The following is a 15,982-nucleotide window of genomic DNA, read 5'->3' as shown; positions in this document are numbered from 1 at the left end:
AGCATATATATGTTGGTTGTTTAGAGCTGGAGAATACTTTTAAACTTATCGGCGTAATTATTAAGCTGGGCAAGTAATTGGCCGCTCAATTCCTTTTGGTTGCCATTATGAGTAATAGCTACCATATTGTTTAAGAGCTGCATACTGATCTGTACATCGCGCGGGCTTAACCTGCCTGTATCCTTTTGCAACTGATGGTAGTTATAATCAAGCTTATCGGTTAAGTAGCCGTTTACACTTTTAATTAGCTTATTGCCCAGTTTGGCATAATCAAGCTTGTAAGAAGTATCGGCCATAGTAATTTTACCTTGTGCTGCCATAAAGTTGGGGTTAATATCTGGCATTACATCTTCATATTTATGCAGTGCGTTTAGTGCAAGGTTAGGGTGCCCATCTTTCAATAACCCTGCCGACAGATCTGAAAAAGTAGATACCATTTGTGGGTAAAATACCTGGGTTGATTGCTGATCAAGGTATTTGGCTGTTTTGAAATTGCCGAATTTAAACTTGTTCATCACATTGCTGTACATGACCAGGCTGTTTGTTTTTGAAAGTTGATCGGCTAATGATGAATCAGTTTTGAAAGGCAGCAGGCGGTAAGCAAAACCTTCCTGGTATAAATAAGGCTGCAAACCGATCATGCTTGATGGGCTGATGGATGTTGTAAAACAGATGGGGCGTTTCCAGTCGTTATGTGCCAGGATATCAATCAGTGCAAGATTTTCTTTGGTGATATATGCCGGTGGAAATTTCCATTTCATTGTGTCTGTTAACAAACCCTTTTGTTCGGGTGTGACAACCTTGTTCTTCATTACATCATCTGCATTAACCCCAAGTTTGAAGTTTTTGGTAGGCAGATAGTTTTCGGTAGTGCCGTTGGTGTATTCAACGTGGGTACGTTTATCATCTGAAGTAATGAAGTCAAATATATCTTTCACGTCGGTATAGCCAGATATTTTAGCATCGTTATACCTGATCACATCGCGGGTGCCCAGTTTGTATTTATCAAAGTTCATGGTGATAGGCAGTGCATCGGCCTGGTTTATTTTGCGCTGCATTTGCCTTACCGACCAATCTGCGCTTAGCAGGCTCAGGTTTACTATACGTACATCGGGGCGGATGTTTTCTACTTCCTGATCGTACCAAAGGGAGTAGGTATCATTATCGCCCAGATCAAACAAAATTGCATTTTTAGGGCAGGACATCAGGTAGTTGTAAGCCATATCATGTGCCGCCATTTTAGTTGAGCGGTCGTGGTTTTTCCATTCTTTACTTGCCAGTAAAATTGGGCCAACAATGGTACAAATAACAAAGGCCCCAATTGTTGCAAACCGCGGATTGATCTTTTTAGGTATCAGATCGATCAGTGCTATCAATCCTAAACCAATCCAAATGGCAAAAGCATAGAAGGAACCAACGTACGAGTAATCACGCTCGCGCGGTTGTACCGACGGCTGGTTCACATACAGTACAATGGCCAGCCCGGTGAAGAAAAATAGCAGCGTGATTACCAGCGCATCTTTCTTCCTTTTTTTGAAATGATAGAGCATCCCCAACAAGCCGACTACTAAAGGCAGGGCATAAAGAGGAGTATAGGTAACATTATTCAATATGGATTTTGGTGTGTTGGAAGTATTGTCGAACAAACCGGATGTCCAGTTGCCGCCTATGCCATTCATATTGGTTTGACCTTCCATGTCGTCATCATTGTAGCGGCCAACAAAGTTCCACATAAAGTAGCGCCAGTACATCTGGTACATTTGCCAGCTGAACATCCACTTTAAATTGTCCGAAAAGGTAGGAGTGGCGTTATCACTTAGCTGGAGCCAGTCGCGATAAAACTGTGCATCCTGGGCGTAGGTGGTATTCTCTTCTGTCGACCACATGCGGGGTAGAATACTGGTATGGTCATAAATATAGTTAGGCTTGTTATAGGCTACCTCGTACTGTTTTTTGCCTTTGCGGTAAAGCGGCGTACCATCGGTAACATCGGTTATTTTGGCATCAAATAAAGGGCCTTTAAGCAAAGGTGTTTCGCCATACTGGGTACGGTTGAGATATTCATACATGGTAAAGGCATCGCTGGGGTGCGAGTTATTGAGGTTGGTACCTGCAGATGCCCGGATCGGGATATATACAAATGAGCTGTAGCCAAAATAAATGAACACGATACAAAGCAGGCTTACATTTAAAAAATGCTTCTGTTTGCGGATGCTGTACCAGATACCAGCTACAAGCAATCCGATCAGCAATAAAAAGAAGAAGAAAGCGCCGCTTCCAAAACCTAAACCTATAGTATTCACAAAAAACAGATCGAACCGGGAGGCGAGCGCAATAGTATATCCCCTTATGCCAAACTGAACAAATGCCAGGATCAGGATACTAACGCCAAACGCTATAAGACCGCTTTTAATATTGATTTTTTTATGCCTGCGGAAATAATATACCATAACCAAAGCCGGTATAGTTAATAAATTAAGCAGGTGAATGCCGATAGAAAGACCGATTACATAGGCTATAAAAACCAGCCACCTGTCGGCACGTGGCTCATCTGCAACGGCATCCCATTTTAAAATAGCCCAGAATACCACAGCTGTGCATAATGACGACCATGCAAAAACAATAGTTTCCACAGCCGAAAACCAAAAGGTATCAGTAAAAGTAAATGCAAGGGCGCCGGTTAAACCGGCACCCATAATTTGTAAGGTTTGGGTTATATTAACAGGGGTACTTTTTATAGCAAGCAATTTTTTGGCGAGCGCGGTTATGCTCCAAAATAAAAACATGATGGTAGCCCCGCTGGCCAATGCCGAACCCAGATTGGTGAAGTAGGCAACTTTAGTCCTGTCGCCCATAGAGAGCAGGGAAAAGGCTTTGCCTATCATGGCAAAAAGCGGGTAGCCAGGTTGGTGCGATACCTGGAGTTTATAGGCGCAGGAAATAAATTCGCCGCAGTCCCAAAAACTTACTGAGGGCTCTAAGGTAAGGATGTAAGTTAGGGATGCAAGGGTAAAACAAAGCCAGCCTAAAAGGTTGTTGATCTTGTTGTAGCTCATGATAAAGTGTAAAAGTTTTTTCAAATAGTTAACACCAAATTAGGGCTTAAAAATGGTAACGTATTGAAATTTAACACTTTTAACATTTGTTAACACTTGACGGGCTGAAGTGTTAAATGGTTGTTAAAACAAACCCTTCCTTCATATATGCGTTAAGCTTTAGTTGTTTTTTATTCAGAAGCTAAATAACTGTATTATGAAGATAGAGAAGTTTTATGAACAGGTATACATTTGGGTGATCCGTTATACGCCCAGTTTTTTGATAGGGTTGGTAGTGTTATTTATTGGCTTATGGCTTATTAATTTGCTGCTCAAATGGTGGCAGGGACATATGCAAAAAAAGGAAATAGATCCTACAATAAAGCCATTTTTGCAAAGCCTTGTAGGGGTTGTATTACGTGTGCTGCTGATTTTAGGGGTTGTGCAGATCATGGGTGTGCCTATTACCCTGTTTACGGCACTTGTTGGTGCTTTTGGTGTAGCTGCTGGCCTGGCACTTTCGGGTACGCTACAGAACTTTGCCAGCGGTGTGCTCATTCTTTTACTCAAACCTTTCGTTGTGGGCGATAATATCATAGCACAGGGCCTTGAAGGCACAGTAACCGCCATCCAAATCTTTTATACTGTGGTCAAAACTTTCGATAACAGGATAGTTATTATGCCTAACAGTAAACTATCAAACGAGGTGATCATCAACATTAGCAGGGAAGGGACCCGCAGGCTGGACATTGAATTGAAATTTGCTAACAATATCGATTTCAATGAGGTGAAATCGGTCATTAACTCATCTATAGATAAATCAAAAAACATATTGGAGACGCCCGATCGCCGGATAGGTGTAGCAGGGTTAGATGCCGACGGTTACCGCGTTGGGGTGAATGTTTGGATACATGCGCACGGCTTCCAGGATACTAAGCTGGCCATACAGGAAAATATTTTGCAGGATATAAAAGCAGCAGGAATCAAGATACCGGGTTTATAAAGCATACATAATATGAATAATTTAGAAAATAACATCACTGTAATTGTTGAAACACCCAGGGGGTGCGGCCATAAGTATGAGTATGATGCTGCTAAAAAGCAGTTTAGGCTTAAAAAATTACTGCCGGCAGGGATGGTTTTTCCTTTTGATTTTGGTTTTATACCTAACACGTTGGGCGGCGATGGGGATCCGCTGGATGTGCTGGTTATATCAGAAATAGGTACTTTTCCGGGATGTGTGATAGATTGCCGGTTGATAGGGGCATTTAAGGTTGAACAAACCACTCCTGATGGGCAGCATTACCGAAATGACAGGTTTTTGGCAGTACCCGAGGTGTCAAAAATTTTTACCGGTTTACATGATGCCGCGCAACTGCCACCGAGTTTGGTAGACCAAATAGAAGCGTTTTTTACTAATTACAGCCGCCTCGAATCTAAAGAGTTTAAATTAATGGAACGCCTTGGTGCAGAGGGTGCTATGGAACTTGTTAATAACGCAATTATCGGTGATGAGTAGTTTTGAGATGCTCCATCAGCGTTTGCTTGTAGTAATTATATAAACATTGTTGTATTTAAATACAGCTATTATGAAAGTTCAACGGGGTTTTAAGAATAATGCCAATGCACAAGGCAAGCCAACTGCCGACCGTGCCTTTACTAACCACAATAATGCCCAAAAAGAAAAGGGCATCAGTAACGCGGGTGGACAGCGCGCCGACCAAACATCAAGCAAGGACAGTGCCCATCATCCCGAAAGAAAAAAAGGGTAATATTCTTATTCATAAAGCGCGGCTGTTTACCGGGCAGAGGCGCTTTGTATTTGATCTTAAAGTAAACGTACAAAATTAAACTGCTACAGCTTTTCTGGCTTCGGCTTCATCGCGGCTCATTTGTTTAATGTGTTCCCGGTGCTTCATACCCCATTCACGCATTTCATTAATAACACTGCTCAAAGAATCTGCATATTCGGTTCGTTCATAAATTACGGTTACAGGTGTGGTGTCATAAACCCGCCTTTTAATAAAACCGTTCAATTCCAGATCTCTTAACTCTTTCGAAAGCACTTTGGGCGTGATGTTTTCCAGATCGCGTTGAAGTTCCTTAAACCGTTTAGGGCCTGTCATGAGGCTTACCAGCATTAGTAACTTCCATTTGCCGTTTACCACATACAGGGTATCCCGTACTGCATTTACCGCTGCATTGCAGGCCGCTTTAGTGTGAATGATTGGTTCGTTAGTCATACTTGCTATCCTTAATGATACCGGTATCCTTTAGGATAGTAGTATCTTTTTGATAGCAAAGGTAATTAAGTTTGCGCAAAACAAACAACAACAAATGAAAACTACTAAGATCTTTTACTGGATATTGACGGCTATTGTAGCATTGATGATGGCTTTTTCATGTTACTCCTATTTAACCAAACCCGAAATGGCTGCTGCCTTTCACCACTTAGGTTTCCCCGATTATTTCAGGATCGAACTGGCAATAGCCAAACTTATTGGAGCTGTGGTATTGTTGGTACCTGTAGGCGTGAGGCTAAAAGAATGGGCATATGCAGGATTTGCCATAGTTTTTGTATCAGCTTTTATAGCACATACCGTATCCGGCGATCCGGTAGCAAACCGGGTTATGCCCTTAGTGTTTTTGGGGATTTTGGGAGGATCGTATTTTTTATATTATAAGAAACAGCAGTAACTTGCGAGATGTATAGCTTGCGTACCTCGCCACGTCGTCGTTGCGAGGTACGAAGCAATCCCCTAAATACAGAGCAGCTATGTAAGTCTTCTCTATATAGTTCGCGATTGCTTCGTACCTCGCAATGATGGGGAGAGAATATTTTTTATTTTCGTCACTTACGGCACCAGCAATTTTTCAAACTCGGTACTATCTCCCTTAAAAACATTGAAATCCACAACATGGTTAATGCCGTTAACGTGGGCTTTATCTGAGTGCTGCCAAAACTTCCAGTTGGTTTTGTTTGATACCAGCAATTTGGGCTGATAGTAGTGGGCTATCCAAAGGGTATAACCATCAAAATAACCTTCCAGGTAGTCCTGGTAAAATTTAAGATTAGTGTAGATGATGGGTTTGATACCTGTACGTGTTTCAATAGTTTTGATAAAACTCTCTAATTGTTCCCGCATCTTCTCCGGACTGGTCTTATATAGCCTTTCCACATCCACTACCATAGGCAGGTCGCCTTTTTCGGTTTTTACAGTTTGAAGGAAAAACTTAGCCTGCCATACACCACTTTTTTGCGGAAGAAAAAAATGATAAGCGCCGCACATGATCCCGGCCTTTGGTGCCTCACGCCAGTTGCGCTGAAAATATGGATCGACACTTAATACGCCTTCAGTAGCTTTGATAAATGCAAAACTGATATGAACATCCCCCTCGCGCATGGCCTTCACCTGTTTCCAGTTGATGCGCCCCTGGTATGATGAAACATCAATACCATACACCGAATAGCCATCGGGAATGTGGATTGCAAAGTTTTTATACTTACGGTAATGGGTATCCTCGCCAGAGTCCATGATCCACCGCCAGGTGGCACTACCGAATTTTAGAATATAGCCATAGTAAAAAGGAGAGAGGAGAATGAGCAGCAGCGCCCCGATAACCACTATCCATTGCGTGGAAAAGCCGGCCTGCTGCTTTGCTTTGGCTGCCGGTTTTTTGTGGGCAGGCGCTTTCTTTTTTACAGGTGTTTTCTTTTCAGGGGCAGGCACGGGGTAAAATTACGAAAACGAACAGGGATTTGAACCCTGATTTTTAGGATTAATGGATTCCCTTGATAGCCGGTTGATTATAGTTGAAATTATTGAGCTTTATTCAAAACTTGATTCAGGAAATCCTTAAATCAAATAAATCAAGGTTTACATTTCCTTAACAAAACAATCTCTACCTTTGTAAGGTAAACTTACAAGTTTAACTGATTAATTGTATGAGCGACGAAAAAGAGATCCAACTGGCTTCTGAATTGCGGTTTATTATAGGCCGGCTGAGTAAAAAGATCAGGAAGAATTCGGCTACTGCCGAAAAGCTTTCGCTTACGGAACGATCAACCATGGCGCTGATATTTCAGCATGAAGAGATCCTGCCCAATGAGCTGGCTGCTATGGAAAAGATCACCACGCAATCCATGTCGCAGGTATTGAGCAACCTGCTTAACCTCGGGCTGATCAAAAGGCGCATCTCCGAACTGGATAAACGCAAGGTGATCATCTCACTTTCAGAAGAGGGGATGAACCTCATCCATAAATCAAGAAGCGAAAAAGACGAATGGCTTAACCGTGCCCTTGAGGCTACCTGTACTGCAGAAGAGCAGGAGATCCTGAAAAAAGCGCTGGTCCCATTAGCCAAACTGATAGAGTTTGATTAACAAAAAAATTGACAGAAGAAGAGATAGATGAGTAAGATAAGCACATTCAACGCTTTTAAAAGCCGCAACTACCGGTTGTATTTTACCGGACAATCCGTTTCATTATTAGGCACCTGGATGCAGAAAACAGCTGTAAGCTGGGTGATCTATTCGCAAACCCACTCCAAGTTTATGCTTGGTTTAAGCTTGTTTGCCAGCCTGTTCCCATCGTTCCTGTTCTCGTTTATTGGCGGGGTAGTATCCGACAGGTATAACCGCTTTAAAGTGCTGCTATTTACACAGGTGGCCTCAATGGTGCAGGCTATTTTGCTTACCGCACTGGTGTTTTTTGGCTATTATTCTGTTTGGGCAATCTTGGGCTTGACGGCCTTATTGGGGTTGATCAATGCTTTTGATGTACCTGCACGGCAATCGCTGGTATATGAAATGGTTGATGATAAGGCCGATCTTCCTAATGCACTGGCCCTTAACTCGTCGATGGTAAACCTTTCGAGGCTGATAGGCCCCGGTATAGCCGGGCTGATACTCGAAAAGTTTGGCGATTCGGTTTGCTTCGGCGCCAACGCGGTAAGTTTTATTGCTGTGATAGGCTCACTATTGATGATGCGCCTGCCTAAAGTTGTTGCTAAACCGCACGGTAAAAATGTTCTTACCGATTTAAAGGAAGGTTTTCAATACATCCAGAACACGCCTACTATAAAATTTATATTGCTGATGCTGGCTTCGGTAAGCCTGTTTGTGTTGCCTTTCAGCACGTTGATCCCGGTTTATGCTAAGGATATCTTTAAAGGTACAGCCTCAACCTTTGGGGTGATAGATAGCGTTATTGGTCTCGGTGCTTTTGGCGGCGGAATTTTCCTGGCTTCGTTAAGCGCCGGTACTGATCTGAAAAAGATCCTCGCTATTAATACGCTCATATTTGGTATAGGGCTAATCGCTTTTTCGCATATGCATAATTACCCGGTTGCGTTGCTGTTTTCGGCTATAACGGGTTTCGGCATGATGTCGCAAATTACCATTGGCAATACCATTATCCAAACCACCGCCAGTCCCGAAATGCGTGGCCGGGTGATCAGCTTTTATGCGATGTCCTTTTTTGGGATGCAGCCGCTTGGAGGTCTGCTCATTGGTGCGGTTTCGCAAAAGATAGGTGTGCCCGATACCGTAATGGCCGAGGGGATGGTAGCGCTGCTTTTAGGCATTATACATTTTAGTTTCTTGAGGCAAAGCAGCCTTAAAAAGAAGGCTCTTGCTGCTGCTCAGCAACAGCAACCAGCTGAGGTTATTTCTTGAACATTAAACAATCAAATTACCATGATTACTACACTTGATCAAAACACAGCACTTGTATTAATAGATCTTCAAAAATACATTGTACAGCTTTCATGCGCGCATCCTATGGCCGGCATCCTTGAAAAATCGGCTCAACTGGTTGAAGCTTTTCGTAAAGCCGGTAAACCAATAGTTATTGTTCATGTTGAGCCAACCGGCGACGCATTTAAAACAAGACGGGATAGCAAAGGTAACAGCATGACCGAGCTCCCGGCCGACTGGAACGAAATAGCCCCTGAAATTAAAACTGAACCAACAGATATTTTTATCACCAAGAAAACCTGGGGCGCTTTTTATAATACCGGCCTGCATGAGGAGCTGCAAAAAAGGAGCATCACACAAATTGTACTGGCCGGTGTAGCCACAAGTATAGGTGTTGAAGCTACCGCCCGTTCTGCCAACGAGTATGCCTACAATATAGCCTTCGCCAGCGATGCCATGACCGATATGTTTGCCGAAGCCCATTCTAACAGTTTTAAGTATATTTTCCCAAGGATAGGAGAGGTAGGTACTACTGCCGAGATCATTGAGAAGTTGGGATGATTTTTTGTCTATTTAATAATTAAAAGCGTCATTGCGAGGTACGAAGCAATCCCAAACTATACAGGGCGGACCTGCTTATAGGGGATTGCTTCGTACCTCGCAATGACGCTTTTTTATGTGATGTTGTTTCATAATTACCCCCTGCACACAAACAATCTCCATACAATAGGTATTTATAACTAAATTAGCGGTACGGCAGATTACTGCTAAAAAATCGCCTATGAAAAAAATCTCCCCGCTTAAATTCCTGGTAGTTTTAATTCATTTGCAGGGCTTGTTTATTAGTTCGACAAATAAATTATTTGCCCAAGCCGATTCGGCAAAGATTACTGTGAATAGTCCGGCGTTTATCCCTCCGGCAGTTCAGCGTTGGGACGATCGCGTCATGATCGACCTGCAAAATCAGCGGACACCCGGCCAAACAGGATTTTTCATGTTTCTGAGTAAGAATGTTTTGTATGGCGATATCGGCATCCCCGCAGGGCTATTGGTGGGAGGTATTATCAGCAATAACAAAGAGATGCGGCAAAATGCAGGTTATGTGGCCAGCAGCACAGCTGTTTCATACGGATTTATGCTGCTTATCAAGCATTTAGTTAAACGTCCGCGGCCATTTATTCAGAATATTAATATCACCCCGGTTTACAGGGCAAGCGGTACCTCATTTCCATCAGGGCATACTTCATCAAGCTTTGCCACTGCCACAGCGCTATCGGCAGCTTATCCTAAATGGTATGTGATAGCACCTTCGTTTTTCTGGGCGGGGGCTACAAGCTATTCAAGGATGTATCTTGGTGTTCATTATCCAACTGATGTGGCTGCCGGGTTAACATTGGGTGTGGGCAGTGCGGCGGCGATGTCATTTTTGAAAAAGTAGTGAGGCGGAAATTAGAGACATTCTTGACCTATGAACTTTTTTGATTAATCTGTATCTTTATTTATCAATTGTCAGATAATATATGGTAGCTATTCTTGATTTGTTTTTTGGATTACTGCTGACCGATTGGAAGCGATTGAGGAAGTTGAAATGGAACCGGGAAAGATTAGGTTAAGAGTTCTACCCCATCATTTTAATCCTAAAAAGCGCAATAGGTTGAATTTCCTTTTGTTATCGATTAAGTCTTCTTCACGGTAAACTTCAATGTGGATTTTTCTTCTATCATTAACAACTACACCAGTATGATTTTCAATATTGGAACTTATGCGTTCGAACTTATCAAGAACAAGCATTCTTTCAATTATCTTTACACCATCTGCATAATCTTCATAAATCTCTATAGGTAAAGGAAGGTAATCTTGTGATGATTTAATGAACCTTGTAAAAAAATAAGGATCTAAATCACCAAACTCCAGCCCAAATACAAGTGGTACATCTATAGTTTGACCTGATTTTTTGTGTTCGAACCCACAATGAAAACCATGAAGGAAATAACGCCATTCTTTGATTGCTCCTCTTTGTTTTTTGTTGGCTAAAAACGGACTAAATGAACTAAGTGGGAACTGGGGATTGATCTCAATACATAATCTCGAAGCTAACTTATTGATTAATATTCACCTAACGTGCGGTAATCCTTTGCACACTGTTCGAAAAATAACTGGTTTTCGTCAATTTCTTCATCTGTTATCAGTTTTGCAATATTTATTTCTGGCTGAGTGACGGTATGGAGACTTGAAATCCCCTAAGATCATTTTTTAGCTTGTTACCAATCTCTTTTCTCTGGTTTTGTAAAGTATGTTCAAAGAGCAACTTTAATTTTTTTTCACGAGGTATATCGCTAATTACCTCTAAAGAAGGAATCTGGCTGATTGAACCTACTGTTATTGTTTGGGTTGTTCTATTCACAGTTATCAAATGTAAATAAACAGCAGAAATATCTAATTATCTGTAGTTACTGGTAGCTAAAATAGGTTATTTGTATGATGCAATAAGACAGGCTTAAGTAATCCCGCAAGGTTAATAATGGAAATATGATTTGATGAAAAATTCAACCTTATTTAAATTAAAGTAATATATTGACCTCAATACGCAGCTACTTGTTATAGCTATGGAGGGATAATATTATTATATAAAATGAATACAGGCATCGATCAAAGTAGCCCTAAAAAGATTGGATTAGCGCTGTCCGGAGGCGGTGTAAGAGGCGTATCGCACTTAGGTGTGATGCAGGCGCTGACCGATCATGGTATTAAGTTTTCGCATATCTCGGGTACAAGCGCCGGGGCTATTGGTGCGGCTTTCTTTGCTGAAGGGTATGCACCAAAAGAGATTTTGCAGATGATCAGGGAAAACAGCCTGCTCAAATTGCTGCGTCCGGCATTTGGCAGTAACGGATTGGTATCTATATTACATGCCCGGGTTTTAATTAATAAATATATCCGGCATAATTCCTTTCAACAACTCAAAACGCGTGTTACCATTCCGGCTGTGGACCTCGGCGAAGCAAAGCTGGTTTACTTTACCGAAGGCGAACTGGATATCGCAATTTTAGCTTCCTGCTGTTTGCCTGGCATCTTTAAGCCCATTATGATCAACGATCATATGTTTGTAGATGGTGGGATCCTCAATAATTTCCCGGTTGAACCACTGGTAGGCAATTGCGACCTGATCATTGGCTCGTGCTGTAACCATTTGCCGGTGGTTACAACCATCAAATCCTTTGGGAACCTGGTTGACAGGGCCGCGATGATAGCCATTAATGCAAGTTTAAATACCCATAAAATGCTGTGCGATATAATTATTGAACCTCATGGTTTAGGTGGTTATGGTATTTTTGATACCGATGCAGCCGAAGAGATCTATATGATAGGCTACGAAGAGGGCCTAAAAGCTATCAAAGCCAACGAAAAACTGAAAGAGATCATCCTGACACAAAAAAATAAAGACAAGCCGACTGCTTAGTTCTGAGTCGAAAGCCTTAAGTTTTAAGTCGACATAGGGTAAATTCCGACTTAAAACTTAAGGCTTTCAACTAAAGACTATTAAGGAAACTTAACCCCATTATAATCCGAGATATTTACCTGGGGTATTGATGAACTATATTTGTCATTAATGGCTTTGATAAATTCATTGGCCACAATAGCATATCCGCGAGGTGTGAGGTGTACCCCATCCAGCGAGAACAGTCCACCGCTGATATAATTTGAATTAACACTTACCCCGTTAACCACCAGGCCGTTCAGTTTTATGTTTTGTAAAAAAGTATAGGCATCAAATACCGCCAGCCCCTTTGATGCTGCCACCGATTTTATGGTATTATTATAAGAAGTAACATAATCCGCCGTAAGGGCCACTTCTTTTTCGTCAAGCACATACTGGTTGTCTATCGGTGTATAAGGTGTTAAACCATATGGGAGATTGCCAACAGGAGTTGCAACCGGCTGCCCGATCTTGCTTGTAGGGAAGGTTAGTATGATAAGATCCTTAGCTGTTGCCGCGCGCGGGGCATAAGTACTTCCCGAAACCAGCGCGTTGATGTATAATGCCTTTGCTGCCGGGTTTGCTTTTTGTACACCTGCCAGTATTGCATTAACTGAAATAGTATTAAAATAAGGTATCGAGGTTACATCAGGTACGGTTGCAACCACGCCTTTCTGACCTTTAGCTGTGAGGGTGTTGATCAATACATTATATAAGGCCGCAAAAGTACTTTTGTCTGTCAGTACATCACCCGCCCCGCCGGATGTGGCATAGGCTAAAGCATCGTTATTCCCCAGCCAGTTTGAGAAAAAGGTGAATGGTTTGGCCATAACAAAATCAAGATAAGTGGTGGAGTTTGTTGGCGCGTTACCTGGCAGCAGACGTTCAAAATACCCGTTAAGGTTACCATATGGTGCGTAAGTAATATGTAGCAGCTTAATGCCCGGTACGCCATAGTTGTTAATGTCGCCGGTATATTTAGTATATAAAGTAACATTCCCAAAACCGGGGACAGGAAGTAACCCGCGTATTGCAAGATTGGTGGTTACCGGAGTTGTGATAGGTGTACCGTCAGCATTAAACCCGGTGAGTGATAAATAACCAGATCCGTTTGCCTGGGCGGTATTGAATAATGGCTGTGAAAATGCACCTCCGCCAACCGCCTGCATTTGCTTGCCTAAAATGCTGGGATAAGATACTTCCTGGCCTGCAAGATATAAGCCACCATCGGCATACCCGGCGGTAAGCGAATTGCCTAAGGCGATGTATCTTGAAAAATCAACAGAACCTGCAGACGGTTTTGGCGTATGGATTTCGGGCTTGCAGGCACCTAATAACAGTACCCCGGCAATAATATAAATATGTTGTTTAAACGTTTTCATGTAATAATTTCTTTAAGGGTTACCAATGATAAGCCAATGAGATGCCTGGTATATATACATCGGTTTTAAATGTTCCTGATAACTGCGATTCGATATTGGTTTGGGTACGCTGCATCAGGTGCTCATACTCAAATGAGATATCAATATCGAGGTGTTTGGCTACCGTGTAACCTAAACCGAGGGTACCATAAACACGGTTGGCATCAGGAGCTTCGGGAGTTACATAACCGTCTAAAACAGCAGTGCCGGCATAACCGCCGCCAAAACGGAGGGCAAGTTTATCGTTGGCTTTATATTGAGCGCCACCGCGTATACTATATGCCTGCTGGTAATTCCGGGCGGAGTGCGTATCCTGTAATACCGCCGTATTGGTTTTATAATCAAATGATAATGTTTTGTAAGAATCCCAGTTAACCAGGTTAACATCCAGGGCAAGGATCCATTTGCGGGGATAAAAGCCGAAACCAATGGAATTGGTGGCCGGTAGTGGTATGGTTGCGCTAAAAGTATTAGGTTGAGGGAAACTGCTTTGTACTGATGCCGGTACTTTAAAAATAGCATTGCCTCCCGAAATGGTAGTATTTACCTGCGACCGGTGCGTGATCCCTACGGTTATACCTGCTTCTGTTTTGAAGTAAACACCTGCATTCCATCCGTAGCCTTTGCCGCCGCCTTTCAATTCGGCCTGGCCCGGTTCGCCATTAGCGTTTGCAAGGGGGATGGCCCGTGTCAGGTCAACACTCCCGTGGTTATAAACAAAGCCTCCGCCTATGCTCATCCAGTCGGCCAGCTTTATACTCAATGTGGGCTGAATGTAGATGGCTTTCAGGTTAAGGCTTTCCAAAACGTATTTACCCTGCCAGGTATTGCCCCAGTCGGTTAAACCGCCAAAGGGTGTATAAACACCGACCCCTAATTTCCAGAAGGATGATTTAGGCCCCCATACGGCATAAAACTCGAACGGAGTCGCCACTTCGTTTGAAGTGTGGTTCTGTATCGATGTTCCGGCTGGGTTGAAAGTTGATTTGAAAAATAGGGGACTTATTCCTCCCTGCACATAATTTTCGGGCAGCATAGCCACAGCGCCCGGGTTGAAAAATACGGAAGCGCCATCCTGTACGATACCCGTACCGGTATGCCCCATACCTATTTGCTTTTGCCCCTCCAGGTTCACCTGAAAACCCTGGGAAAAAGCTAACAGCGGTGCCATGGTGAGCACCAAGAGTAAAATTTTTTTCATAAGAATTATAATTGGTTCGCGACAGGAAATTGCTTTTAGGTTACAACTTGAAACTGTCAGGGATAAAATTAGTTTGGATTGGAAAGAAAAAAAGGGCTATAATGCGGAGATATTAGTCAAAAAGTCGGATAAAGCTTATTTTTAATATCAAACAAAGAAAACCGCTTTACAACTGTCTTTTTTATAATTTTTTGACGAATACAGCAGTTGAATTGTAATATTGAATCATATGAATAATAAGGTTGGACAATTAAGCTTATCAAAATTTGCAGATCTTTACGCGGACAAGCTGGCCGGCGCCGATTTTTTTGTTGTTGACGAAAAGCAATTATTAAGTTTGAGCGAATATCCTTATCGTTCGGATGGTTATATTATAGGTATTTGCACCCGCGGTACAGCTAAGGTTGAGGTAAATCTACAGATCTACGATGCCCGGCCGGATGCCATGCTTTTGGCAACCCCTTTTCATGTTTTAAGGATCTACAACAGCAGTCCTGATTTTTTATGCCGGTTTGTTGTTTTTAGCAAGGCTTTTCTGATCGAAAATAGCGTTAACAGCCATTTTCTTGAATCGTTCAGTTATTTTAACAGTGCATCTATCCCGGTGATCTATCCGGACAGTGCCGATGCGAAAATGATATTGGAGATTTATTTATTGATCCAGCAAAAGCTGGCACGCGAAGGTCACCCATACCACGTTGAAATATCCAGGAGCATTTTAATGACGTTGCTTTATGAGATCCAGGCTATTTATGAAAAGCAGCATACCATAATAAAGGGAAAACAAACCAGGAAACAGGAACTGAATGTACTTTTTCAGGCCCTGGTTTTTCATCATTATAAAGAACACCGCAACGTACAGTATTATGCCGACGCACTTTATGTATCCTCAAAGCATTTAACAGAAACCATTAAAGAAGTAACCGGCAGGACTGCCGGTGAATGGATAGACGATGCCGTAATTCTTGAAGCCAAGGTATTGCTAAGAAACCATGATATCAGCATTGCCCGGGCAGCCGAGAGTATCCATTTCCCCGATCAATCTTCGTTTGGCAAATATTTTAAAAAACATACCGGTATGTCGCCATCTGATTACAGGGCCATATCTGCGCATTGATAAGAAACATGTCATTGCGAGCGATAGCGCGG

At 42.4% G+C, this 15,982-nt stretch carries 17 protein-coding genes; 10 read left to right on the top strand and 7 right to left on the bottom strand.

Going from position 1 to position 15,982, the window contains the following annotated elements; translation table 11 throughout:
- Nucleotides 1-20 precede the first annotated feature (20 nt).
- A complete protein-coding gene (locus AC1DUD_RS24375) occupies nucleotides 21-3,080 on the bottom strand; it encodes a glycosyltransferase family 117 protein (protein ID WP_477379289.1) in 3,060 nt (1,019 codons plus the stop codon).
- 172 nt (nucleotides 3,081-3,252) lie between these two features.
- Here AC1DUD_RS24375 and AC1DUD_RS24370 point away from each other — a divergent pair, with 172 nt between their 5' ends.
- The 3 genes from AC1DUD_RS24370 (at nucleotide 3,253) to AC1DUD_RS24360 (ending at nucleotide 4,807) form a co-directional block, all read left to right on the top strand.
- On the top strand, nucleotides 3,253-4,038 hold the full coding sequence (locus AC1DUD_RS24370) for a mechanosensitive ion channel family protein (RefSeq protein WP_477379287.1): 786 nt from the start codon (nucleotides 3,253-3,255) through the stop codon (nucleotides 4,036-4,038).
- Between the two features lie 12 nt (nucleotides 4,039-4,050).
- Nucleotides 4,051-4,554, top strand: coding sequence for an inorganic diphosphatase (locus AC1DUD_RS24365; RefSeq protein ID WP_477379285.1), 504 nt, complete (start codon nucleotides 4,051-4,053; stop codon nucleotides 4,552-4,554).
- 70 nt (nucleotides 4,555-4,624) lie between these two features.
- A complete protein-coding gene (locus AC1DUD_RS24360) occupies nucleotides 4,625-4,807 on the top strand; it encodes a hypothetical protein (protein ID WP_477379283.1) in 183 nt (60 codons plus the stop codon).
- A 75-nt stretch (nucleotides 4,808-4,882) separates the two neighbouring features.
- Here AC1DUD_RS24360 and AC1DUD_RS24355 read toward each other — a convergent pair whose 3' ends face one another.
- On the bottom strand, nucleotides 4,883-5,278 hold the full coding sequence (locus tag AC1DUD_RS24355) for a winged helix-turn-helix transcriptional regulator (protein ID WP_477379281.1): 396 nt from the start codon (nucleotides 5,276-5,278) through the stop codon (nucleotides 4,883-4,885).
- A gap of 94 nt (nucleotides 5,279-5,372) precedes the next feature.
- Between AC1DUD_RS24355 and AC1DUD_RS24350 the strand changes: the two genes are divergently transcribed.
- The gene (locus AC1DUD_RS24350) at nucleotides 5,373-5,732 is read left to right on the top strand and encodes a DoxX family protein (protein ID WP_477379279.1); all 360 of its coding nucleotides are present in this window, start codon (nucleotides 5,373-5,375) and stop codon (nucleotides 5,730-5,732) included.
- A gap of 158 nt (nucleotides 5,733-5,890) precedes the next feature.
- Here the strand turns inward: AC1DUD_RS24350 and AC1DUD_RS24345 are convergent, their stop codons facing one another.
- Complete coding sequence (locus tag AC1DUD_RS24345; protein WP_477379277.1) at nucleotides 5,891-6,766, bottom strand: glycoside hydrolase family 25 protein; 876 nt, start codon at nucleotides 6,764-6,766, stop codon at nucleotides 5,891-5,893.
- A gap of 215 nt (nucleotides 6,767-6,981) precedes the next feature.
- On the opposite strand from AC1DUD_RS24345, the gene AC1DUD_RS24340 reads away from it, so the two are divergent.
- The 4 genes from AC1DUD_RS24340 (at nucleotide 6,982) to AC1DUD_RS24325 (ending at nucleotide 10,171) form a co-directional block, all read left to right on the top strand.
- A complete protein-coding gene (locus AC1DUD_RS24340) occupies nucleotides 6,982-7,419 on the top strand; it encodes a MarR family winged helix-turn-helix transcriptional regulator (protein ID WP_477379275.1) in 438 nt (145 codons plus the stop codon).
- Between the two features lie 27 nt (nucleotides 7,420-7,446).
- Complete coding sequence (locus AC1DUD_RS24335; RefSeq protein WP_477379273.1) at nucleotides 7,447-8,712, top strand: MFS transporter; 1,266 nt, start codon at nucleotides 7,447-7,449, stop codon at nucleotides 8,710-8,712.
- A gap of 21 nt (nucleotides 8,713-8,733) precedes the next feature.
- Complete coding sequence (locus AC1DUD_RS24330; protein WP_477379271.1) at nucleotides 8,734-9,294, top strand: isochorismatase family protein; 561 nt, start codon at nucleotides 8,734-8,736, stop codon at nucleotides 9,292-9,294.
- A gap of 220 nt (nucleotides 9,295-9,514) precedes the next feature.
- Nucleotides 9,515-10,171, top strand: a complete 657-nt coding sequence (locus tag AC1DUD_RS24325) for a phosphatase PAP2 family protein (protein ID WP_477379269.1) — start codon at nucleotides 9,515-9,517, stop codon at nucleotides 10,169-10,171.
- 188 nt (nucleotides 10,172-10,359) lie between these two features.
- Here the strand turns inward: AC1DUD_RS24325 and AC1DUD_RS24320 are convergent, their stop codons facing one another.
- A complete protein-coding gene (locus AC1DUD_RS24320; RefSeq protein WP_477379492.1) occupies nucleotides 10,360-10,806 on the bottom strand; it encodes a DUF6896 domain-containing protein in 447 nt (148 codons plus the stop codon).
- A gap of 127 nt (nucleotides 10,807-10,933) precedes the next feature.
- The gene (locus AC1DUD_RS24315; RefSeq protein ID WP_477379267.1) at nucleotides 10,934-11,137 is read right to left on the bottom strand and encodes a hypothetical protein; all 204 of its coding nucleotides are present in this window, start codon (nucleotides 11,135-11,137) and stop codon (nucleotides 10,934-10,936) included.
- Between the two features lie 228 nt (nucleotides 11,138-11,365).
- Between AC1DUD_RS24315 and AC1DUD_RS24310 the strand changes: the two genes are divergently transcribed.
- Nucleotides 11,366-12,193 (top strand): patatin-like phospholipase family protein, encoded by an 828-nt coding sequence (locus tag AC1DUD_RS24310; protein WP_477379265.1) that lies wholly within the window; start codon nucleotides 11,366-11,368, stop codon nucleotides 12,191-12,193.
- Between the two features lie 80 nt (nucleotides 12,194-12,273).
- Here AC1DUD_RS24310 and AC1DUD_RS24305 read toward each other — a convergent pair whose 3' ends face one another.
- A complete protein-coding gene (locus tag AC1DUD_RS24305; protein WP_477379263.1) occupies nucleotides 12,274-13,593 on the bottom strand; it encodes an SGNH/GDSL hydrolase family protein in 1,320 nt (439 codons plus the stop codon).
- Nucleotides 13,594-13,612: 19 nt separating this feature from the next.
- The gene (locus AC1DUD_RS24300) at nucleotides 13,613-14,833 is read right to left on the bottom strand and encodes an OmpP1/FadL family transporter (protein WP_477379261.1); all 1,221 of its coding nucleotides are present in this window, start codon (nucleotides 14,831-14,833) and stop codon (nucleotides 13,613-13,615) included.
- A 229-nt stretch (nucleotides 14,834-15,062) separates the two neighbouring features.
- On the opposite strand from AC1DUD_RS24300, the gene AC1DUD_RS24295 reads away from it, so the two are divergent.
- Nucleotides 15,063-15,950, top strand: a complete 888-nt coding sequence (locus tag AC1DUD_RS24295) for a helix-turn-helix domain-containing protein (protein ID WP_477379259.1) — start codon at nucleotides 15,063-15,065, stop codon at nucleotides 15,948-15,950.
- Nucleotides 15,951-15,982: the final 32 nt, after the last annotated feature.

The organism is Mucilaginibacter sp. P4_A11 (assembly GCF_056402535.1).
This window is presented reverse-complemented; position numbering and strand designations above follow the sequence as displayed.